Source organism: Sphingopyxis sp., assembly GCF_035565275.1.
Classification (GTDB): domain Bacteria; phylum Pseudomonadota; class Alphaproteobacteria; order Sphingomonadales; family Sphingomonadaceae; genus Sphingopyxis.
On the sequence record NZ_DATMST010000048.1, the window covers coordinates 1 to 21,706 of the forward strand.

21 protein-coding genes are annotated in these 21,706 nt (G+C 64.6%); 12 read left to right on the forward strand and 9 right to left on the reverse strand.

What is annotated here, in order from left to right:
• The 3 genes from VN047_RS03025 to VN047_RS03035 all read right to left on the reverse strand — a co-directional run.
• A partial coding sequence (locus VN047_RS03025; RefSeq protein ID WP_325539890.1) for an AMP-binding protein occupies nucleotides 1-229 on the reverse strand: 229 nt, incomplete at its 3' end.
• Nucleotides 230-295: 66 nt separating this feature from the next.
• Entirely contained in the window at nucleotides 296-3,199 is a 2,904-nt protein-coding gene (locus VN047_RS03030) for a TonB-dependent receptor domain-containing protein (protein WP_325539892.1), read from the reverse strand.
• A gap of 81 nt (nucleotides 3,200-3,280) precedes the next feature.
• Complete coding sequence (locus VN047_RS03035; protein ID WP_325539894.1) at nucleotides 3,281-4,480, reverse strand: LLM class flavin-dependent oxidoreductase; 1,200 nt, start codon at nucleotides 4,478-4,480, stop codon at nucleotides 3,281-3,283.
• A gap of 202 nt (nucleotides 4,481-4,682) precedes the next feature.
• Here VN047_RS03035 and VN047_RS03040 point away from each other — a divergent pair, with 202 nt between their 5' ends.
• Nucleotides 4,683-5,423 (forward strand): IclR family transcriptional regulator, encoded by a 741-nt coding sequence (locus tag VN047_RS03040; protein WP_325539896.1) that lies wholly within the window; start codon nucleotides 4,683-4,685, stop codon nucleotides 5,421-5,423.
• Between the two features lie 79 nt (nucleotides 5,424-5,502).
• Here VN047_RS03040 and VN047_RS03045 read toward each other — a convergent pair whose 3' ends face one another.
• The gene (locus VN047_RS03045) at nucleotides 5,503-6,717 is read right to left on the reverse strand and encodes a CoA transferase (protein WP_325539897.1); all 1,215 of its coding nucleotides are present in this window, start codon (nucleotides 6,715-6,717) and stop codon (nucleotides 5,503-5,505) included.
• Between the two features lie 293 nt (nucleotides 6,718-7,010).
• Between VN047_RS03045 and VN047_RS03050 the strand changes: the two genes are divergently transcribed.
• The 11 genes from VN047_RS03050 to VN047_RS03100 all read left to right on the forward strand — a co-directional run bounded on the left by VN047_RS03050 (nucleotide 7,011) and on the right by VN047_RS03100 (nucleotide 17,374).
• Nucleotides 7,011-8,636: an AMP-binding protein gene (locus tag VN047_RS03050; protein ID WP_325539898.1), complete on the forward strand. Its 1,626-nt coding sequence runs from the start codon at nucleotides 7,011-7,013 to the stop codon at nucleotides 8,634-8,636.
• Nucleotides 8,633-9,460, forward strand: coding sequence for an enoyl-CoA hydratase (locus VN047_RS03055; RefSeq protein ID WP_325539900.1), 828 nt, complete (start codon nucleotides 8,633-8,635; stop codon nucleotides 9,458-9,460). Before VN047_RS03050 ends, VN047_RS03055 begins: the two co-directional genes overlap by 4 nt.
• Nucleotides 9,461-9,544: 84 nt before the next feature.
• Nucleotides 9,545-11,068, forward strand: a complete 1,524-nt coding sequence (locus VN047_RS03060; RefSeq protein WP_325539902.1) for an MFS transporter — start codon at nucleotides 9,545-9,547, stop codon at nucleotides 11,066-11,068.
• Entirely contained in the window at nucleotides 11,065-12,321 is a 1,257-nt protein-coding gene (locus VN047_RS03065; RefSeq protein ID WP_325539904.1) for a CoA transferase, read from the forward strand. Before VN047_RS03060 ends, VN047_RS03065 begins: the two co-directional genes overlap by 4 nt.
• 51 nt (nucleotides 12,322-12,372) lie before the next feature.
• Nucleotides 12,373-13,269 (forward strand): alpha/beta fold hydrolase, encoded by an 897-nt coding sequence (locus VN047_RS03070; RefSeq protein WP_325539906.1) that lies wholly within the window; start codon nucleotides 12,373-12,375, stop codon nucleotides 13,267-13,269.
• A complete protein-coding gene (locus tag VN047_RS03075) occupies nucleotides 13,266-13,817 on the forward strand; it encodes an NAD(P)H-dependent oxidoreductase (RefSeq protein WP_325539908.1) in 552 nt (183 codons plus the stop codon). Before VN047_RS03070 ends, VN047_RS03075 begins: the two co-directional genes overlap by 4 nt.
• The gene (locus VN047_RS03080; protein ID WP_325539910.1) at nucleotides 13,814-14,095 is read left to right on the forward strand and encodes an antibiotic biosynthesis monooxygenase; all 282 of its coding nucleotides are present in this window, start codon (nucleotides 13,814-13,816) and stop codon (nucleotides 14,093-14,095) included. Before VN047_RS03075 ends, VN047_RS03080 begins: the two co-directional genes overlap by 4 nt.
• Nucleotides 14,096-14,153: 58 nt before the next feature.
• Nucleotides 14,154-14,693: a thiamine pyrophosphate-binding protein gene (locus VN047_RS03085; RefSeq protein ID WP_325539912.1), complete on the forward strand. Its 540-nt coding sequence runs from the start codon at nucleotides 14,154-14,156 to the stop codon at nucleotides 14,691-14,693.
• 310 nt (nucleotides 14,694-15,003) lie between these two features.
• Complete coding sequence (locus tag VN047_RS03090) at nucleotides 15,004-15,420, forward strand: hypothetical protein (RefSeq protein WP_325539914.1); 417 nt, start codon at nucleotides 15,004-15,006, stop codon at nucleotides 15,418-15,420.
• Nucleotides 15,421-15,472: 52 nt separating this feature from the next.
• Nucleotides 15,473-16,540 carry a PHB depolymerase family esterase gene (locus tag VN047_RS03095; protein WP_325539916.1) on the forward strand — a complete coding sequence of 356 codons (1,068 nt, stop codon included), beginning with the start codon at nucleotides 15,473-15,475 and terminating at the stop codon, nucleotides 16,538-16,540.
• A 252-nt stretch (nucleotides 16,541-16,792) separates the two neighbouring features.
• Nucleotides 16,793-17,374: an urea carboxylase-associated family protein gene (locus tag VN047_RS03100; protein WP_325539918.1), complete on the forward strand. Its 582-nt coding sequence runs from the start codon at nucleotides 16,793-16,795 to the stop codon at nucleotides 17,372-17,374.
• 54 nt (nucleotides 17,375-17,428) lie between these two features.
• Here the strand turns inward: VN047_RS03100 and VN047_RS03105 are convergent, their stop codons facing one another.
• The 5 genes from VN047_RS03105 to VN047_RS03125 all read right to left on the reverse strand — a co-directional run.
• Entirely contained in the window at nucleotides 17,429-19,369 is a 1,941-nt protein-coding gene (locus tag VN047_RS03105; protein WP_325539920.1) for an ATP-binding protein, read from the reverse strand.
• A 2-nt stretch (nucleotides 19,370-19,371) separates the two neighbouring features.
• Nucleotides 19,372-20,010, reverse strand: coding sequence for a chemotaxis protein CheX (locus VN047_RS03110; RefSeq protein WP_325539922.1), 639 nt, complete (start codon nucleotides 20,008-20,010; stop codon nucleotides 19,372-19,374).
• Nucleotides 20,007-20,390 (reverse strand): response regulator, encoded by a 384-nt coding sequence (locus VN047_RS03115; RefSeq protein ID WP_325539924.1) that lies wholly within the window; start codon nucleotides 20,388-20,390, stop codon nucleotides 20,007-20,009. The genes VN047_RS03110 and VN047_RS03115 overlap by 4 nt, the downstream gene beginning before the upstream one ends.
• Nucleotides 20,391-20,468: 78 nt before the next feature.
• Nucleotides 20,469-20,696: a hypothetical protein gene (locus VN047_RS03120; RefSeq protein ID WP_325539926.1), complete on the reverse strand. Its 228-nt coding sequence runs from the start codon at nucleotides 20,694-20,696 to the stop codon at nucleotides 20,469-20,471.
• Nucleotides 20,693-21,706, reverse strand: a 1,014-nt coding sequence (locus tag VN047_RS03125; RefSeq protein WP_325539928.1) for a chemotaxis protein CheA, incomplete at its 5' end; no start/stop codon positions are given. The genes VN047_RS03125 and VN047_RS03120, both read right to left, overlap by 4 nt.

Genomic DNA, 21,706 nt, shown 5'->3' on the forward strand with positions numbered 1-21,706 from the left:
CATAGGCTGTCGATGTCGCGCCGACGATCGCGACGCGATCGCCCGGAACCACGCCGTCGCGCTGGAGAGCAGCGGCGGCGGTATCGACGAGGCTGTCGAGAGCGCGGTAATCGAGTTTCCCGTCAGGCGCGACAAGCGCGACTTGCGCAGGGCGCTCTGCCGCATGGCAGCGGACGAGGTCGGACAAGGTACCGAAGGACCCCGCGAGAAGATTTTCCGAGTTTTGCATCAGCCGTCACAAGAAATTCCCGGTCCGCAGATGCGGACCGGGCAAGGTGGAGAGGACGAGGGTCGTTCAGAAGCGCGCGCGCGCACCCACGGTGTAGTAGCGACCGACCATGTCATAGAAATACGGGTTGGTCTGACGCGGGATCGTGACGGCGCCCTGCGGCGCCAGCGGCGGCTTGCGATTGAAGAGGTTGTTGACCGTGAGGAACATCTCGATCCCGTTCGCGGGTTCGCCGATACGCTGCTTCAGCGTGGCATCGGCATAAAAGACCGCGGGCACATGGTTCTGCTCGACCGGCAGCGCCGTCGGACCGAGCGTGCTGTCATATTTGCCGCCCGACAGATATCGGCCCTGCACGAAAACGGTGGTGCCGCCAGCCGACGCATAGCTCACCGAGCCGGTGAGCGTCCATTTGGCGACCGCATCGCGCAGTCCCATATCGCCTGCCCGGTCGACAGTGATCCCCTCGTTCGTCGTCTCGAGTTCGAATGTGTGGTTGGCGAGCATGCGCAGCGAAAGCTGCCCGTCTCCCAGATCGGTCCGGTAGCTCGCCTCGATGTCGAGCCCGCTCGTCTTGACCTGCGCAAGGTTGAGGAAGGGCGTGACGATCGAACTGATCGAACCGCCGGGCCCGTCACGGGTTATGAGCCCGCACAGTTCGGCATTGCCGGCGGCGCAGCCATCGATCACCTGTTGCAGCGTCGATTGGGTGATCGCTCCATCGATCTTGATCGAATAATAATCGACCGAAAGATTGACGCCCGCCACCGGCGTCACGACGATCCCCGCCGTCACCGTGTCGGCGACTTCGGGCTGAAGCCCCGGATTGCCCCGTGTCTGACGCGTGATCGGGGCGACTGCCGGGGCGCCCGGCAGGGTGGTATCGCGCGCCGAAAGGCCGGCGGTTTGCTGCGAAGCGGTGAAGAGTTCGGCGATACCCGCCGCGCGGATATCGCGCGAGCGCGTGGCGCGCAGGCGAATGGCCGAAATCGGTTCCCATGTCGCGCCGATCTTCCACGTCCAGACCCCGCCGACATTGCTGTAATCGGCGTAGCGGACCGCGCCGTTCAGATCGAGCGAGTAAAGGAAGGGCACGTCGCGCGCGAGCGGAACGACGATTTCGGCATAGGCTTCCTTGACCGAGAATTCGCCCTCGATCGGCTGCGGATTGCTGAGCGCGAACCCGCCCGGCTGCCCGTTCGCCGAGGTCGGGAAGCCGCGGATGCCCTCGCTGCTCTTCACCTTCCCCGAAATGGCGTCGACCCGCTGCAACGCCGTTTCCTTCCGGTACTCGGCACCGAAAGCAAGCGAGACGGGGCCCGCCCAGGTGTCGAGCGGCGAACCGCGAAAGTCGAGCATGACGTTGGTCTGGTTGAGATAGAGATCGGCCTTGGCGGTTCCGGCAGCATAGGCGATCGCGTCTGCGCTTGCCGAATTCTCGCCGAAAAGATCGATCGCAACGCATCCCTCGCCCTGCGGAAGGCCGAGCAGCGTCGACCGGCACACCGGAAGATTGGTCGCCGGATCGATGACCGAATCCGCACCGTTGAAGAAATTCTCGACGATCAGGTTGCTGCGGCTGAACAACTGGTAGTGGGCGCGGCTGCGTTCGAGCGCGAGCGAATAGGTCCACGACCCGCCAAGGCTGCCTTCGATCCCCGCGACGCCGCGCCAGGTTTTGGTGTTGGTGCGAATGCGGTTGGGTGCGATTTCCTTGTTGGCGCGCCCCATGCGGAACGAGGTGATCCCGTTCGCCGTCATCACCGAACGCACCGCGTCGGGCAGGAAGGCATTGTCAGCGAAGATGGTGAGCGCGGTCGACCCCGATGTGATATTGGACGGCGCACCGAGATATTCGGTGTTTACGTCGCCATAAATGCCCTCGGCGAACAGTTTGATCGCGTCGCTGAACTCATACTGCGCGCGCAGATAGGCGGTGTTCGTCCAGTTGCCGGTCGTGATGTTGGTCCGCACCGCGGCGCCGCTGCCGCCCGAGGCGACCGACGAGCCGGCATAATCGCCCCTGACGAATGGACTGAGCGTCCCGTCGGGGTTGAAGAACATGTTTGCGATCGGACAGGTGGCGCCGGCGGGCAGGCAGCTCTGGATCGTCCCCCCGAAGGTCGCGCCGTTCAACCGGACGTCGGGCGCAAAAATCTGCGTCGTGCCGCTCTGTGCGATCGTGCTCGGAATGATGCCGTATCCCGTCGCCGCCCAGTCGCGGGCGCTGGCATTGTCGATGCCCCTCGTCCGGGCATGTTCGAAGCTTGCGATGATATGGCCGCGGTCGTCGGCAAAGGACTGGCCGCCGGCGACGCCGACCCGATAGGAAAAGCCATCGCCATAGGTCGATATGCCGCTCTGCGCCTCGGCGCGAATACCGCTGAACTTCGTGTCGACGATGAAGTTCACGACCCCCGCGACCGCATCCGAGCCATAGGCGGCCGACGCGCCGCCGGTGACGACATCGACGCGACTGATCAGCATCTGCGGAAAGAGCGTGACGTCGGTCGCATTGGTCTGGATGCTCGAGGCGACGGTGCGCCGCCCGTCCAGCAGAACGAGCGTCCGCGTCGGAAGCAGCGCGCGCAGGTTGAGGTAGTTGCCGCCGTTGCCGCCCTGCCCCGACCCCGACGAGCCGGTGCTGTTGGGGCGGATCGACGACGCGAAGACCGGGAGCTGGTTGAGCCCGTCGATCAGCGAACTGGGCGATGCGGTCTTGAGCTGTTCGTTCGACATCACCGTCACGGGCGTCGGCGCGTTGGTTCCGTCGACGATCGCGCGCGAACCGCTGACGATGATCACGTCGTTCGCCGCGCTTGCCGTGCCGCTATCGCCCTCGCCGGCCGCTGCCGGCGGATCGTTGGCCTCGGGTGCTTCCTGGGCATTTGCATTGCCTGCCAGCAGGAAGGCCAGCGCGACCAGGCTGGCGCGCGCCGTCCAACGGCAGTTTATCTCTCGATATTGCATAATGGCTCTCCCCTTGGGCTTCTTGGAGCCCAGAGGCCGGCCCGTTACCGGACTCGGCCCTTTACGATGACATGGTCGATCTCAAGCCTTTACGGGCTGGATGTTGAGGGCTTTCGGCCCGTAACGCTGCGAGAAGGCCTCGGTCTCGATCTCCTCGAGCTCGATCTCTCCCGCGAGGACCGCGGTTTTCCACGCTTCGTGCGCCGGGATATTGGCGTGAAACTCGGGCATGACCTCACGCGCAAAGAGCTCAAGGCTGTCGCAGATATCCTGATGGCTGTTCATGCCCGCCTGATTGAGCAGGATGACCTGGTCGATGTGCGATTCCTCGAACTTCCTCAGCTTGCGGCGCAACGTCTCGGGCGATCCGATCAGCCCGCCCTTCAGCGCTGCGGTCGCCGCGTCCGGGTTCGCGCGTTTCCAGTCGTTGTACAGATCCCACATGTTCACCGATCCGGCGGCCGGGCGTTGGCGGTCCTGGCTCTGTCCGTAATAGCGCAGGCAGAACTGGAAGAAGGTGGCACCGTCGGCCTTGCGCTGCGCTTCCTCGTCGGTCTCGGCGCACATGAACATCGACACGAGCGCGATGTTCGGGTTCGGCTGATAGTCGGCCAGCGCGTCGCGGCGTTTCGTGAACGCGTTGTAATAGGCGTGCACCCACGCGTGCGCCGCGTCCGCGCTCACGAACTGGAAGCCGAGCGCGCCGAAGCCCTTTTCGCCGGCATAGCGGATGGTTTCGAGTTGCGAGCAGGCCGTCCACATCGGCGGATGCGGCTTCTGCAGCGGCTTGGGCACGACATTGCGCAGCGGAAAATCATGGAAAGGACCGTGATATTCGACGGGCGCGTCGCCGAACATCGGCGTGATGCAGCGCACCGCATCCTCGAAAATTTCGCGCTTGTCCTCGAAATTGACGCCGAAGGGTTCAAGCTCGGTCACGCTCGCACTCTCGCCCATGCCGAATTCGACCCGGCCGTTCGAGATCAGGTCGAGCGCCGAGACCTTCGCCGCGATCTTTGCCGGATGGTTGGTCGTGAGCTGGAAGATGCCATGGCCGAGCCGGATATTCTTCGTGCGCTCGGCCGCCGCGGCGAGGAACACTTCGGGCGCCGAGCTGTGCGAATATTCCTCGAGGAAGTGATGCTCGACTTCCCATGCATAGTCGTAGCCCAGCCGGTCGGCGAGTTCGAGCTGTGCAAGCGCATTATGATAGAGATCATACTCGCTCTTCTCGTGCCAAGGCCGCGGAAGCTGCAACTCATAGAAAATCCCGAACTTCATCTCTCGTCCCTTCTTTCGGTGCGCCCGCCGGCGCGGGATCGGGAGTCGAACTGACCGATCAAAACGCAATTTGCAAGAACAAAGTACATTATTTTATAATTATGTTCTATTATATGGAACAATGCGGCATTTTATGCGCTGGAATGCCGGAAAATATGCTCTAGTTGTTGGCGCGGCTCCGTTGGTCGCCTAGGGGGACAGAATGGAATCAACGATCGTCAAGGGCGTGAGCGTGCTCGAACTGCTGGTCCGCAACCGCGGGCCCGTTCGTCTGTCGGCCATCGCGGCCGAACTCAAATTGCCCAAGAGCGGGGTGCATCGCCTGCTCGCCACGCTGATCGAACTCGGCTTCGTCCGGCAGGACGAAGATTCGGGCCGGTACAGCGCGACGCTGAAGCTCTGGGAATGGGGACAGAACATCATCGCCGACCATCCGGCGAAGCGCGCGGCCGCCCCCTATATGGAAGAACTGCACCGTCTGACGCAGGAGACGATCAACCTGCTCGTCCTGGACGGCGACGAGGTCCTGTTCCTCGACAAGATCCTCGCGGCCCGTCCGCTGCGTTTCTCGACCCAGCCCGGATCGCGCGCGCTGGCGGTGATGACCGCGCCGGGCAAGGCGATGCTCGCGCACGAGCCCGATGCCGAAGAGATCATCGAACGCTCGATCGCGACGCGCGAGCGCGCCAAGGGGCTCGACGTCAAGCAGGTTCTCGCCGACCTCGAAGAGGTGCGCGCCAAGGGATATACGAGCGCCAACGGAAGCTGGACCGTCGGAATCTGCAGCTATGGCGCCCCGATCATGGGCCGCAACGGCCGTGCGGCGGCTGCGATCTCGGTGACGGCGCCGACCGAGCGCGTCGACGAGACCAAGGACGCCCAGATCGTCGAGGCGCTGCTTTATACCTGCGCCCGGATCGCGGAGACTGTCGGCCAGCTCTGAGGCCACCGCACGGAAGCCCCCGCCGCCCTTCGGGGACTTCCGGCCATTGGCCCTCCCCCGATCGGAGGAGGGCGCCGGGCTAGGCGGGCGCCACCCCCGTGACCACCTCGATCTGCTCGTTGTCGTAACCGATCCAGCGCAGCACCTCGACCGTGTCGACGCCGGTCGTCTTCGCCCCCTCGGTGATGCCTCGCGCGCTGCCTTCGAAGTTGAGCGGCGACCCCACAAGCTTCATCCGGCCGACGCGCTCATGCTCGATTTCGGGGGTCATATCGAGGTGCCGGACCTGCGGATCGTCGAAGACCTCGTCGATTGCATAGATCGGTCCGCACGGAATCCCGGCCTCCTCGAACGCCCCGACCCAATATCCGGTTGTCCGCTCCGCTGTTTTTGAAGCGATGGCGGCATGGACCGCCGCGCGGTTGCGGCTGCGGTCGGCCTGGCTCTGCCAATCCGGACGGTCTAGCCACGCGGGTTCGACGATACGGCACAGATTGGCCCATTGCTTCGATGAAGAGGCGCCGATGTTGATCCAGCCATCGCTGGCCGGGAACACCCCGGTCGGCACCGCGGTCGGATGATCATTGCCCACCTGGACCGGGACGACGCCCGACTGAAGATAGCGTGCCGCCTGAAAATCGAGCATGAAAATCTGGCTTTCGAGCAGCGAGGTATGCACCCAACGCCCGCGCCCCGTCCGGTCACGCTCGTAAAGCGCCATCATGATGGCAAGCGCCAGCAGGTTACCCGAGGTGAGATCGGCCACCGCGATGCCGACGCGCATCGGCCCGCCGCCCGGCGCGCCGGTGATCGACATCAGGCCGCTCATGCCCTGCGCGATCTGGTCCACCCCGGCGCGATGCGTATAGGGACCCGTCTGGCCGAACCCGCTGATACTGCCGTAGACCAGCCGCGGATTGACCTCGCGCAAGGCCTCCCACTCGATACCGAGGCGGTGCTTGACCGGCGCCCGCATGTTTTCGACCAGCACGTCGGCGCGCTTCACCAGTTCCATGAACGCCGCGTGGCCCGCGGCGGTCTTGAGGTCGAGGGTCACGACACGCTTGCCGCGATGCATGTTCTGATAGTCGGAGCCATCGCGCCGCCCGATCACTTCCTCGTCGCCGGTGTCGGGCGGCTGCACCCGGATGACGTCTGCCCCCCAATCGGCAAAATGCCGCACGCAGGTCGGACCGGCACGCGCAAGTGTCAGGTCGAGTACCAGAAGTCCGGCGAGCGGCAGCGCTGCGTTCCCGGGCGATTCCCGACGGGATGCGGTCTCTTTGGCGATCACGAAAACTCCCCTTCTGGCCGGCGAACAACGCCGCCTGCGATCCTGATATATTATGGAATACTGTTCCACATGATGGAAATCAATTGGAGTTTTTCTCCAAGCGATCGAATTCCGGACGAAGCTTCGTCTCACGGAGCCGCTGCGAAGGGCAAAAGACACGCGAAGCGGCGATCTATTCCGCGTTCCATTTAATAGAACTTTGTTCAAAATTATCTTGATCTGGTGTGACGCGGCGTTTAGCTACCGTTATCGAATCCGGAACAGACCGGACGATCGAGGGAGCAGGACGCGCGATGGCGCCGTGGACATACGCCGATATCTGGGAACAGCTGGCGCTGGCACAGCCAAGCCAACCCGCGCTCATACAGGGGGAGCGGGTCATCGACTGGGACGGGTTCGACCGCGCGGCGTGCGCGATGGCGGGCCATCTGCGCGCCGCGGGACTGCAGCCCGGATCGAAACTCGGCATCTACATGCCGAATGCGCCCGAATATCTCGTCGCAGTCAACGCCGCGTTCAAGGTGTCGATCGCGCCCTTCAACATCAACTATCGCTATGGCCCCGACGAGATCGCCTATCTCGCCGACAATGCCGATGCCGAAGCGATCGTCTTCGACATGGCGTTCGCCGGCCTCGTCCACCAGATTCGCCGCGACCTCCCCAAGGTGCGCCGATGGATCGCAGTGAAGCGCGAAGGCGTACCCCTTCCCGGCTGGGCGGAAGATTTCGCCGAAATCGCGGCAGGCCCGTTCGAACGCGGCATCGGCACCAGCGGGCGTTCGGGCGATGACCTGATCCTGCTCTATACGGGGGGCACCACCGGCCATCCCAAAGGGGTGATGTGGCGGCAGGAAGATTTGCTCGGCGTCGGCAATTACGGCGCGTCGCCGGTGCTCGGCCTGCCCGCGCTCGCTTCGCCCGAAGAAGCCCCGCGCCGCGCCGCGGCCTCGGGATCCGTGTCGACGCTCGTAGCCTGCCCCTTCATGCACGGAACGGGGCTGATGAGCGCCTGTTCCTCGCTCAATTCGGGCGGCTTCGCAGCGATGCCTCCGCCGGGCGCGTTCGATGCCGCGCGGCTGCTGGACGAAGCCGAACGGCTGAAAGTGGACCGGATCGCGATCGTCGGCATGGCGTTCGCGGGCCCGCTTCTCGAGGCGCTGGATGCCGCGCCCGACCGCTGGGATCTGTCGAGCCTGCGCAACATCAATTCGTCGGGCACGATGTGGAGTACGGAGAACAAGCAGGGTCTGCTCCGGCATCTGCCGCAGGCGACGCTGACCGACACCTTCGCCTCGTCGGAGGGCTTCCAGATGGCGACGTCGCACTCGTCGGTCGACGACACGGCCGGAACGGCGCGGTTTACCCTCGGCCCGAACGGGGCGGTTTTTACCGAAGACGGACGCCGCATCGAACCCGGTAGCGACGAGCCGGGTCTTGCGGCGGTCGCCGGTCCGATCCCGCTCGGCTATTACAAGGATCCGGAGAAGACGGCGCGCACCTTCCGCATGATCGACGGACGGCGCTGGTCGGTGCCGGGGGACTGGGCACGGGTGGAGGCCGACGGGACGCTGCTTCTCCTCGGGCGCGGCAGCCAGAGCATCAACAGCGGCGGCGAAAAGATTTTTCCCGAGGAAGTCGAGGAGACGCTGAAGCGTCATCCCGCGGTGCGCGACGCAGCGGTGATCGGCCTTCCCGATCCGCGCTTCGGAGAACGCATCTGCGCAGTCGTCGAATATCATCCAGCCAGAGCGGATCCCGGATTCGATACGCTCGCACGCTTCGTCCGCGAGCGCATCGCGCCCTTCAAGGCGCCCCGCGAGCTGGTCGTCGTCGACGACCTCGCGCGCGCACCGAACGGCAAGCTCGATTATGCCGCCATCCGCAGGATGGTGGAACAGCACAGGGGACATGCAGCATGACCGCAAGCATCATCGGCAAGGGCGCCTTCGTCCAGAGCGGCACCGGGCTTCTGCTCGGCCGCGCGGAGGGTGCGGTCGGCTGGCTGATCTTCAACAATCCTGCCAGGCATAACGCCGTCTCGCTCGAGATGTGGGCCGGGATCAGCGCCGTCCTCGCCACCTTCGCTGCCGACCCCGCGATCCGCGCCGTCATTGTGACGGGCGCCGGCGGCAAGGCCTTTGTGTCGGGTGCCGACCTGTCCGAATTTGGCGCCAAACGCGATACGCCCGAAGCCAACGCCGCCTATACCAAGGTCAGCGGCAAGGCCCGGCGCGATCTCGCCGCCTTTCCCAAGCCGCTGATCGGCATGATCGACGGCTATTGCATCGGCGGCGGCCTAGTCGTGGCGCTCGCCTGCGACGTCCGCATCGCTTCGGAGGCGTCGGTCTTTGGAATCCCGGCGGCGCGCCTCGGGCTCGGTTACGGCCTCGGCGGCGTGATCGACCTCGTGCAGCTTGTCGGCCCCGGCGCCGCAAAGGACATGCTCCTCTCGGCGCGCCACCTCGCAGCCGAGGAAGCGCTGCGTGTCGGCCTCGTCAATCGCGTCGTCCCGGCGGCTGAACTGCAAGAGATCGCGATCGATTATGCGGCCACCGTCGCCGCGAACGCCCCGCTTACCGTACGCGCCGCAAAGCTCGCGGTGGGAGAAGCCGTCAAGGCGCCCGGCGATCGCGACGTCGAAGCGGTGACCGCCGCGGTGGAGGCCTGTTTCGGCAGCGCCGACTACCGCGAGGGCCGCGCGGCCTTCGCAGCACGCCGGCAACCTGTATTTTCCGGCGAATGAAGAGATGAGAGACATGTCGAAAACCGAAACCGGCGTCCGGGCTCTCGCCCGCTTGCGTCCCGCAGCCGCACAGGAGAATTCGGCATGACCGCCGAACGCGCCGCGACCCGCGATCCGGCCTTGGCGATCGCACCGCCGCTGACGCTTCGCCATCGCCTTCTCTATGGCGTCGGATCGGCATCGACCGGAATCAAGACGCGGAGCTTCACCGCCTTTCTCCTCATCTTCTACAACCAGGCCGTCGGGCTTCCGCCCGCGATGGTCGCAACCGTCATTCTCATCGCGACGATCTATGATTCGATCGTCGACCCGATCGTCGGGCAGGTCTCAGACAATTTCCGCTCGCGGTTCGGGCGCCGCCACCCCTTCATGTACGCCGCCGCGCTGCCGCTGGCGGTCGGCTTCTATCTTTTGTGGAATCCGCCGCTCGGATTCAGCCATGGCCAGCTCTTCGTCTACATGCTCGCCTGCCTGCTCGTCGTCCGGACGTTCGACACCTTCTTCGAACTGCCGAGCGCCGCGCTCGGCCCCGAGCTGGCCCCGGCCTATAACGAACGCACGAAGCTGATCAGCTGGCGCAAGGCGTTCGAGACCTGCGGCGGGCTGCTGATGGTCCTTTCAGGCTACCGCTATTTCATGGCCGAAAGCGCCGGGGGCGTCACCGAACGCGCGGGCTATTCGCTTTACGCGCTCGTTGCCGCTGGTGTGATCTTCATCGTCATCATCGCCTCGGCCTCCGGGACGCACGACCGCATCGTCTATCTGCGCCAGCCGCCGGACCGCAAACTCACGCTTCGCACCACGTTCAGCGAAATCTTCGCGACGCTGAACAACGCCTCCTTCGTGTTCATGGCCATCGCCGGCATGATCTATATGGCCGCGATCGGCGCGCGGGCGGCGATGGAAGTCTATTTCTATCTCTATTTCTGGAACTTCAACCAGAACGAAATCGCGATCCTGACGATCGCGCAGGTGCCGGGAAGCCTGCTGGGCGTCCTGATCGCCCCGCCGCTCGCGGCATGGCTCGGGAAAAAGCGCGCGACGTTGCTCGTGTGGTTCTCCGCGATGGTCGTGACCCTCCTCCCGCTCGCCCTGCGCGTCGTCGACATCCTTCCCGGAAACGACCACTGGATCGTCTTCCCCGTGCTGCTGGTCGAAAATGTCGTGACCCAGATCCTGCTGATCGCCGGCGCGGTTCTCGTCCCCGCCATGATCTCCGACATCGTCGAGGACAGCGAGTTGAAGACTGGCCGGCGCTCGGAAGGGCTGCTGTTTTCGGCCGACAACCTGTTCCGCAAGTTCGTGTCGGGGCTCGGCGTATTCGTCGCCGGGCTCGTGCTGTCCGCCGTCGGCTTTTCGATGAAGACGCCCGTGGGCTCGGTCACCGAGCACCAGCTCGACACGCTCGCCCTGCTCTATATCCCGATCTACGGCGGGCTGATCCTGATCGCGATGGGCTTTGTGTCGCGATACCGGATCAGCAAGGAACAGCATGAGGAAAATCTGCGCAAGCTGGCCGAGAAATATGCCGCAGCGCAGGTGGGCACGCCCGAATCCGCCGACCAATCGCTCCCGCGCGAGACACGCCCGAATCCGGTGCACCCGTGACCGGCCCGCTCGACGGCGTCCGTGTCCTCGAGATAGGACATTATATCGCGGGGCCCCATGCGGCCCAGATGCTCGCCGATCAGGGCGCGGAGGTTATCAAGGTCGAACCGCTCGCGGGCGACCCGTCGCGCGCCAACAACCGGGTCGGGCAGGTCGGCGATTCGATGTTCTACGCCTGCCATAACCGGGGCAAGAAGAGCATTGCTCTCGACCTGCGGAGCAAGCGCGCGGCGATCGCGCTCGACCCGCTGTTGCGCTGGGCCGACATCGTCGTGACCAATTATACCAGCGGCGTGCCGGAGCGGCTCGGCTTCGGCTTTCCCCACCTTCACGCGCTCAATCCGCGCGCCGTGATGGTCCACATCACCGGCTATGACGTGCATGGCCCGTGGCGCGACTATGCGGCCTTCGACGGCACGATCATCGCGATGAGCGGGCTCGCCGAAATGACCGGGCACGAAGACGGCCCGCCCGTCCTCAGCCAGATATTGTTCGCCGACCACAGCGTCGGCGCGCACGCTGCCTTCGCCGCGGCGACGGCGCTTGCCGAGCGCGAACGAACGGGGCGCGGCCGGCTGATCGAGATGAGCATGCTCGACGTGATGATGACCTATCTCGGTCACCAGGTTTCGATGATGGGCCTCTGGAATCTTGATCCGACGCGTTCGCGCACGCGCGCGGGAACGCGCTTCGTCCACCGGTTCGCGACGCGCACCGCCAACCTCTTTGTCGCGGCGATCACGCCCGCCATGTGGCGCGGCTACGCCGGACTGGTCGGGCATCCCGAATGGGCGCCGCGCGATATGGTCGAGGTTCCCGACCTCCATGCCGATACCGCGCTCCGCGATGCGGCGATTGCTGCGGGCGAACGCTTCATCGCGCCGATGACAGCGCACGAAGCCATGGCAGCTCTTCAGGCGAAGGGCATCACCTGCGGTATCATGCGCACCGCCCGCGAAGTTTTCGAGGAGGAAGGCGCCAAGGACTCGGGCGCCATCCATCGCGTCCGTTTTCCCGACGGCACGCAGGTGCCCGTTCCGGGCGCTGCCATAAAGGCCGGCCATGCACCGTCGCCCAAGGTGTCGTCGCTCGGCTTCGATGGAGAGGAGGTTCTCGTCTCGCTCGGGGTCGAGCGCGATCTCGTCGAATCGCTTCGCGCCGAGGGCGTCCTCGCGCGCCCCGAAATCGATCCGGCACGCGCCGGTTTCGTCGAACCCGTTCCGCCGCACCTGCACCACTGGATTCGCGGTTAGGCCCGAACGAGCCGCCGACCATTTTCTCCCTCTCAAGTAACGGATTCCGGCATGCCCAGCTTTTCCGCACCCCATGGACCGATCGAATATGCGGTCGAAGGCGAAGGTCGCCCGCTCGTCCTCATCTGCGGCCTCGGCTCGCAAATGATCCGCTGGTCGGCCGAGTTCCGGCGCGCGCTCGTCGACCGGGGATTCCAGCTCATCCGCTTCGACAATCGCGACACCGGGCTGTCGCGCAATTATGCCGACGGCCCGGTCCCCGATCTCAAGGCGGTTTTCAGGCTGCTCCGATCCGGTGGGGTGCCCGACCTGCCCTATCGCCTGCCCGATCTCGCGCACGATGTGGTCCTGCTGCTCGATCATCTCTGCATCGACCGTGCCGACGTCCTGGGTGTGTCGATGGGCGGGTTCATCGCGCAACATCTCGCCGCCGGCTATCCTGATCGCGTCGACACGCTCACGCTGGTCATGACTTCGACCGGGAATCCGGACCTGCCGCCGCCCTCGGCCGAGGCACAGGGGTTCATGGCGAAAAAGGGAAGTGACACAGCGGGTGGGAGTGGCGACCTGATCGAACAGGCCGTCGCCAATGCCCTCGTGATCTGCAGCCCTGCCTATCCGCCCGACCCGGATCGCCTGAGAGCCCGCGTCACCGCCGAGATCGAACGGGCGCATCTCCCGTCGGGCTATGTCCGCCAGCGCGCAGCGATCCTGACCGACGGTGATCGCAGCGCGATGGTGTCGCGCATCACAGCACCTACCCTCATCGTCCACGGCACGGCCGATCCGCTCATCCCGCACGCCGCGGGCGAGGAACTCGCCGCGCTTATCACCGGCGCCGAGCTGTGGCTGGTCGAGGGCATGGGGCACGAAATTCCCGACGCGCTCACCCACGACATCGCCGAAGCGGTCGGGCGGCTCGCAGCGCGGGACGAACCCGTCCGATGACATCGCCCGCCTTCATCCTCGGCATCGGGGGTACGACGCGCCCGGATTCCTCGTCGGAGCGCATCCTGCGCGCCGCGCTGGCGCGGATCGAGGCGCACGGCGTGGCGACCGAATGCCTCGCCGGACCCGATCTGATGCTCCCGCTCTATGCGCCCGGCCAGTCAGCTCGCGATCCCCGCGCCGAGACGCTCGTCGCGAGAATGCGGGGGTGCGCGGGCGTGGTTATCGCGTCGCCCGGCTATCACGGCACGATATCCGGCCTGATCAAGAACGCCCTCGATTATGCCGAAGACCTTGCCGCCGACGCGCGCCCCTATTTCGACGGCAAGCCCGTCGGATGCATCGCCTGCGCCTACGGATGGCAGGCGGCCGGATCGACGCTCGCCACGCTCCGCACGATTTCGCATGCGCTGCGCGGCTGGCCGACGCCGCTCGGGGTGACGATCAACTCGTCGCTCGCCGCGTCTGCGTCCGGCGATGACGCGAGCATGCAGGCCGAAGCGAGCCTCGACATCCTCGCGCGCCAGATGATCGAGCGCCTCGGATGACCATCGTGAAACGCTATACGCTGACCTGTGCCACTGCAAACGAGGGCGCGCTGCGGGCGGCGCTCGACCGGCTCGCGCGCGCGGTCGGGGTCATCGAAGGCTGCGAGCGGGTCGAAATCGAGCGGCATGAAACGCGATGCGAGATGCTGTTCGCCGAACGCTGGCGCGACGAACAGGCCATGCGGGCGTCAGCGGGTGCGATCGACAAGGCGGCGCTGCAGGACGTGTTGCGGCTGGCGGACGATATCGGGTCGGACATCTATACGGTCCTGTGCTGATAAGCCGCGGAAACCGGCGCAGCGATGCCTGCCCGGCGGCGCGGTACGGAGAGATGATGTGAAGGCGCAACCGGCACGCGAGGCGAATGGCGCGGACCTGCTCGCGGCGACACTCGCGGCGAACAACGTAACGGTCTGTTTCGCCAACCCCGGCACGAGCGAGATGCAGTTCGTGGCGGCGCTCGATCGCCAGCCCGTGATCCGGCCCGTCCTCTGCCAGTTCGAAGGTGTCGCGACGGGCGCCGCCGACGGCTATGCGCGCCTTGCAGGCAAGCCTGCGGTCACCCTGCTCCATCTTGGCCCCGGCTATGCGAACGGGATCGCCAACCTCCACAACGCGCGCCGGGCCTTCTCGCCGATCGTCAACATCGTCGGTGATCATGCGACATATCACCGCATCCACGATGCGCCGCTCCATTCCGACCTCGCCACGCTCGTCAAACCCAATTCGATATGGTCCCGCTCGGCTGAAACGGCGGACGAAGTCGGCGCACTGGCGGCCGACGCGATCGCGGCGAGCCTCGGCCCGCCGGGAGGACCGGTCAGCCTGATCCTTCCCGCCGAGCGCAATTGGTACGTTGGGCTCTCGCTATCTTGAACACGGCAGCCGCTGGCCGATAGCGGTCAGACCGCTCTTCGCGCGACAAGGGCAAAAGCGGACGTTGTCGAACGAAATCAAGACCTAATTCGGCTTCCACTCTCCCGAAGACGCCACAGTTGAGACGTCCCCGACCTGATTCACGTAGCGAAAATCCGCGCGCCAGAAACAACGTCCTCTTCAAGATATTGTATCAATATTTTTCAATGGAGAGGGCGTCGGCCGAGAAGTTGACACGACGCGCCGATACGCCCTTGCAACCCGCGCCGTGAACTCCATATACCATCCATATGGATGGAGAATGGATGTTATGAGCGAAAATGTTCATCAGCCAAGGCCCAAGGCGGATAGTGAGAAAATCACAATAAACCTCGGCTTTGTCGATCTCGGCAATATCGACCTGCTGGTGCGTGAGGGTTTCTATTCGAACAGGACCGATCTTATTCGCACCGCGATCCGGAACCAGATCGATCGTCACGCGGAGGCCGCGCAGCGGTCGCAGCTACGCAGCGAGCTCGATCTCGGCATTCGCCATTTCTCGCGCGCCGATCTGGAGGAAGCAAAGGCTTCGGGAGTCGGGTTCGATATCAATGTGCTGGGTCTCGCGACGATCGCCAGCGATGTCTCGGCCGAACTTGCGCTGAGCACGATCCGTTCGGTGACCGTGCTTGGGGCTTTTCACGCCAGCGCCGAGGTGAAGGCCGCGCTTGCGGACCGCATCCGCTGATCCAGCGGGACATTTTTCAGGGACAAATGACATGATGGAAACAATGCCTTCGATGGCCGACGCACTGCGCCTGACGCGATCGGGCGATTTGCACGGGGCTACCCGCCTCATCCAAGCCGCCTTGGCCGGAGGCTCCGCGGACCGCGAAGAGGATATGGAGAGCTATTCGGATGTGACGCCCGTCCGCCGCCCGTTGGCCCGTCCCGGCCCCGCGCCTACGGATCCGCCGCAAACGCCGCAGCCTGCAAATTACGGCGCGGGCGGACGTTTCGAGGAGCGAGATTACCTCGGAGGCGAAGGCAGATTGAGTTACAGGCTCTATGTGCCATCGGGCGTGAAGGATGGAATGCCGCTGCTGATCATGCTGCACGGTTGCACGCAGACGCCGGAGGATTTTGCGCTCGGGACGGGCATGAACCGGCTGGCCGACGAGATGGGCTTCATCGTCGTTTATCCCCGCCAGACACCAACTGCGAACATGCAGCGCTGCTGGAACTGGTTCAAACCGGGCGACCAGCAAAGGGACAAGGGAGAACCCGCGCTGATAGCTGCGGTTACCCGGTCGATTGCTTCAGAATATAAGGCGGATGCGGGCCGGATCTATGTGGCCGGCCTGTCCGCGGGCGGCGCGACCGCGGCGATCATGGGTGCGGCCTATCCCGACATTTATGCCGCGATCGGCGTCCATTCGGGCCTGGCCTGCGGCGCGGCGCGCGACATGCCATCCGCATTTGCCGCGATGCGCAACGGGCCGCCTGCCTCGGTAATACCACATCGATCCACCCGGTTCGTCCCGGTCATCACCTTTCACGGAGACAAGGATGCAACGGTTGCCGAAGTGAATAGCGGGCATATCGTGGCAAGTGCCGCGCGCGACAGCAAGACGGGGTTGCGTTCGGTCAAGGAAACCGGCGGGTCGGCAGGGCAGCACAGTTTCACCCGCGAAACGAGTTGCGATTCCGACGGCACTATCTGGATCGAGCGGTGGACCATTCATGGCGCAGGGCACGCCTGGTCCGGCGGTCATGCTTCGGGATCCTATACCGATGCGCGCGGCCCGGATGCCTCCCGCGCGATGATAGCCTTCTTTGCCCAGCATTCGCTGCCCCGCGTTTGCTAACGCGGCCGAGGCTCACGTTCCGAACCGCAATATTCTTGCGGAGCTTTAGTTCCGGATCAAATTTGAGTTTCTCAGACCCATTCCGGCTTAACAGACGCGCGCTGGGCGGCCACCTTTCTCAGCTCGCGCCAACCGCTAGGCAGCTTTTGTCGATCCCGTTCGTATTGAGGATTCATAGAGCGCGACAGGCCAAAGTCCCCTTGCAGCGCCGACCAGCACCGTTCCTGCTCTCCTCCAGTCGAGGCCACCAAGATGAACCAGATTATCGCGCCGCGCAGCGGTACCGCTTTCTCCCTGCGAAAGAATGAGACCCTGCGCGTCATCGATCCCGAAGGGGGTCAGGTCAGCGACCTGCTCGCGTTCATGTCGGAAGATGTCCGCGAAGTCATCTCGAACGGCCGGACAATCGATTATGAGGAGACAATCAGGCTCACCACCGGCAATCGCCTCTGGTCGAACCGCTCGAACCCGATGCTCGAAATCGTCGAGGACAAGGTCGGCACGCACGACTTCCTGCTAACGCCTTGCAGCGAAGCGACGTTCAGGCACTTTTATGCAGACAAGCCGGTCCATCGCGGCTGCTTCGGGAACCTCGCCGAGGCGCTCGCGCCTTACGGCATCTCCGAAGATGAAATCCCGGTCGCGTTCAACATTTTCATGAACGTGCCGGTGGACACCGACGGCAAGGTGAAGGTGCTTCCTCCGCCAACGAAACCGGGCGATTATATCCGCCTGCGCGCGCTCGACGATCTGATTATCGGCCTTACCGCCTGTTCGGCCTACGACAGTTGCGGCGGCAGCTTCAAACCGATCCACTATCTTATCGAACGCTAGGCCGGAAGCCCGCCCGACGACCGGTGCTAAGGGGGGCAATGGCGTCGCAGCAAATCAGGGCTGCGACATTGCCTCGACCAGCGCGTCGGCGAGACCCGCCTGGCTGAAAGGTTTGCCGAGCTTCACCGCGCCCTTCCGAAAGCCAACGGGCAATTCGCCGTAGCCGGTTGCAAGAATGAGCGGAATATTGGGCCGGAGAATCTCGAGCCGCTCGGCGAGCTGGGTTCCCGTCATCCCCGGCATGGCGTGGTCGGTCACGACGAGATCGATGTCGCCATGCGCTTTGAACAGGCCTAGCGCTTCCTCGCCCGAACTCGCTTCATACACTTTATGGCCGAGATCCTCGAGCAGCGCGGCGGTGTTCATCAGGATCAGCGGATCGTCATCGACCGCCAAGATGCTCAGTTGCTCGACGGGCCGCTTGCCGCTTTCGGGAGCGATAACCGGATCGAGCGCCACATCGCCGGCGGCGGCGGGCAGCCAGAGCGAGGCGGTCGTCCCTTCGCCCAGCCGGCTTTCGAGCGTGAAGCTGCCCCCGAGCTGCCTCGCGAGACCATGGATCATCGAAAGCCCGAGCCCCGTGCCCTTGCCGACACCTTTCGTCGTGAAGAACGGCTCTATCGCACGCGTCAGCGTGTCATCGTCCATGCCCGTACCGGTATCGATCACTTTGAGCCGGAGATAGTGTCCTGGCTCCAGATCGCTGACCGTAGCCGCTGCGACCTCGCAGTCCTCCGCGGTGACCAGAATGTCCCCGCCGTCGGGCATGGCGTCGCGTGCATTCACGGCAAGGTTGAGGATGGCCATCTCAAGCTGGTTCGCGTCAGCGAGCACCGTCGGGAGCGGGCCGGGAAAATCGCAGGTTACGGGCCACGCCGGCCCGAGAGTCCGGCGCATAAGGTCGAGCATGCCGCTGATCAGGGACCGCATGTCGACAAGCTCCGATGTCAGGTCCTGGCGGCGAGCGAAGGCCAGCATGCGCTGGGTCAGCGCGGCGCCGCGCTTTGAGCCCTGAAGCGCATTATCGATCAGACGGATCAGTTGGGGGTCATCGGGAATACGCTTGCGGAGCAGATCAAGACTGCTCGATATCGCCATGAGCAGATTGTTGAAATCGTGCGCGATGCCTCCGGTCAGCTGCCCGACCGCTTCCATCTTCTGGGCCTGGCGAAGCGCATTCTCGGCATTCCGGCGGCTGGCGATCTCGAGCTCGACACGCGATTCGAGTGTCTCGTTCAGATCGCGGAGTTCCGCCTCATGCGCCTTCGAGCTCGTGACATCGTAAATAACGCCGACCAGGCGGTATCCCGACCCCTCGCGCAATATCTCGCCCCGACGCGCGATCCAGCGATGCTCGCCGTCGTCGTTGCGGACGATTTCGAAGCTGCTGTCGAGCGTGGTCGGCACCTCCCCCCCGCGCGGGCCGGGGATCAACGGCGGCTGGCCGGGACTGAGAACGCCGTTGATTGTTTGCACCGGAAGCACCGACGCAGGATGCAGTCCGAGCAGCCGGCAGAATTCTTCCGATACGCTCGCGGTTGCGAAACCGTCGATATATTCGAACGTTCCGACGCCCCCCGCGGTCTGCGCGATACGGAGCCGCTCCTCGGTTCGCTTGCGCTCCGTGACATCGACCAGCAGTCCAGTAAAGCGGATCGGCTGGTCTTTGGCGTCGAAATGGCATTGCCCGCGGCCATGAACCCACTGCCAAAGCCCGTCGCGACCGACAACCCGGAACTCCTTGGAAAAAGTTTCGGCGCCCGCCAATATTCCCGCGACCGCGATGCGGATGCGCGCCTTGTCGTCGGGATGGATGGCCTGGAAGAATGTCTTGGTCGGAAGGCCGCTTGCGACGGCCGTCGGGTCGAGGCTGTAAAGCTCGGCGAATTTCGCATCGACATGCAGGACGTCACCGGGGATATCCCAATGCCATGTCCCGCTTGCGCCCGCCGCGGCGAGTTCGGACCGCAGCTGATCGGTTCCGGCGGGGGTCATGACTAAGCGTCGTCGCCGATAATGTGGACGATGAAGTCCTCAAGCAGGCTCTTGAGCGTTGCGAGCGACGGCAAGTCCATAATCATGGCGATATAGCCCCTGATGTCGCGGCTCCGCACGGCAAAGTCGATGTAGAGGAAAAGCACGAGGCCCTCGGCGGTTCCATGCTCCTCTACCTCGAACAGGCTCGCGCCCGAACCGCGCACTACAAGCGGGAGCGACATCGAAAGCGGACCTTTCAGCATGTTCGCCATCGTCGCGAGGCAGCTGTTGAGGATGATGTTGCCGGTCTCGGCGAGCGCTTCCTGCTCGATTTCGACAACCTCTTCCGACGAGAGGGCATTGCCGGTAACCGCGCGAACCAGATCGAGACTATTCGACTCCGGAAAGATGAGGAGCGCGCGGCCGTCGAAGGCGCCGGTAAAATCCTGCCGGACGGCCACGAGCTCGCCGACCTCGCGCTCGGTGATAAGCCTTGCGGCGCGCTGCTGGCTCACCACGTCGATCGACGGGACCGATAGAAATACCTGGTCGCCGATCATTTTCCGAAGGTTGGATGCGGCACGGCTTACGCCAATATTGACGATCTCGGTGAGAGCATCCCGTTCCAGTTCGGTGAGCGCGACCTGCTCGGGAATCACGCGCGCGACGACCGGAGGCTGAGCGTGGCACCGGAGATGAACGCCTCCAGCCCGTCGGCCGTCACCGGCTTCGGCACGAAAGCCGCACCGACCGCGCGTGCGCGAGCGATGATCTCGTCCTGGATGTTTGCGGTGATGATGGCGATAGGCATGGTCGGACGTAGAACGCGCAGCTCGCCCGCAAGTTCAAGACCATCCTTCTCGCTCATGTTGAAATCGACGAGTGCGACATCGACTTCGCGTCCACCGAGGATATCGAGCGCCTCGGCAGCGCTGCCGGCCTCGACCCTTGTCCATTCGGGCTGAAGCTCGGCGACCGCCTTGCCGGCGACGATCCGCGCCAATTTGCTGTCATCCACGATCATGACGGTGAAAGGCATAAATACTCCGGCGCGTTGAACAGGCTTTTCGTTATGCCTAAACGCCTGCGGATGAAAGTCCCGCGCGCGTCCGGAACCTCATCGAGGCGCAATAACGTCAGCCAAGATAGGATTTTGCGGCATTGAGCATATGTGGGGCCGCAGCGCGAGCAATATCTGTGCGACGGCGAGGTGCAGGCGCGTAACGGCCGAGGCATCGACTTCCGCGCCGGGCTCGTCGCGCAGCGCGACGAGCAGGGTCTCGGCGTCCTCGGCCGTGCAGCGGCCCTCAAGAAAGACCGTCTGCCCCTCGCGGCGCACCGTCATGCCAAAAGCTCCGGGAGATCGAGAACGAGCAATACGCTGCCGTCACCCATCAGGGTCGAACCGGTAACGCCGGGCACGGCGGCCAGCAGCCCCGCGGTCGGACGCACGAAGGCGTCTAGCCGCTCGGCGAATCCTTCGACCCGGAGCGCCACGCGCTCGCCGCCTGCCTGCGTGACGAGCAGCCGTGCCACCGGATCATCGCTCTCCCCGGCGCCGAGCAACGCGCCGAGGCTCACGACCGGGACCGTGCGCCCGCGAAGGACGCACGCGTGCCCCGATGCGACGGGTTTGAGTTCGTCGCGGCTCGCGCGCACCGTCTCGATCACCTGATCGAGCGCGACGCCATATCGCTCGCGCCCCGTCTCGACGACGAGCAGGCGGGTAGTAAGTGCGCTGACCGGCAGACGAAGGGTGAACCGCGTGCCTCCGCCCGGATCGCTTTCGAGATCGATCGTGCCGCGGAGCCTTTCGACGACGGCCTGGACCGCGCCCATGCCAACGCCGCGACCCGAGATCGAGGTAACCTCGCGCGCGGTCGAAAACCCCGCCGCGAAGATCAGGCGCTGCGCCGCGACGTCGCTCATCGCCGCCGCTTCCTCAACATCGATCAACCCTCGTTCGGCGGCGAGCCGGCGCATCGCCGCCGGATCTATGCCGCGGCCGTCATCCGATAGCTCGGCGATGATCGAATCCCCCGATCGTCGGAAACGCAGCATTATCCGGGCCTCAGCAGGCTTTCCGGCAGCCTCGCGATCGGCCGCCGCCTCGGTCCCATGGTCGATTGCATTGCGAAGCAAGTGAAGCAGCGGCTCAAAAAGCGTATCGGCGATCTGCTTGTCGACCTCGATATCGGCGCCCTCGACCGAGAAGGCGACCTGCTTGCCGAGGCTGCCGGCGATTTCTCGCGCGAGCCGCGGCAGGCGGCGAAGCGCGCTCTCGAGCGGAACCGCGCGCACCGAGCTGACGTCGCGGTGGAGCCGTGCGGTCACCTGCTCGAGGCGCGCCTGGAC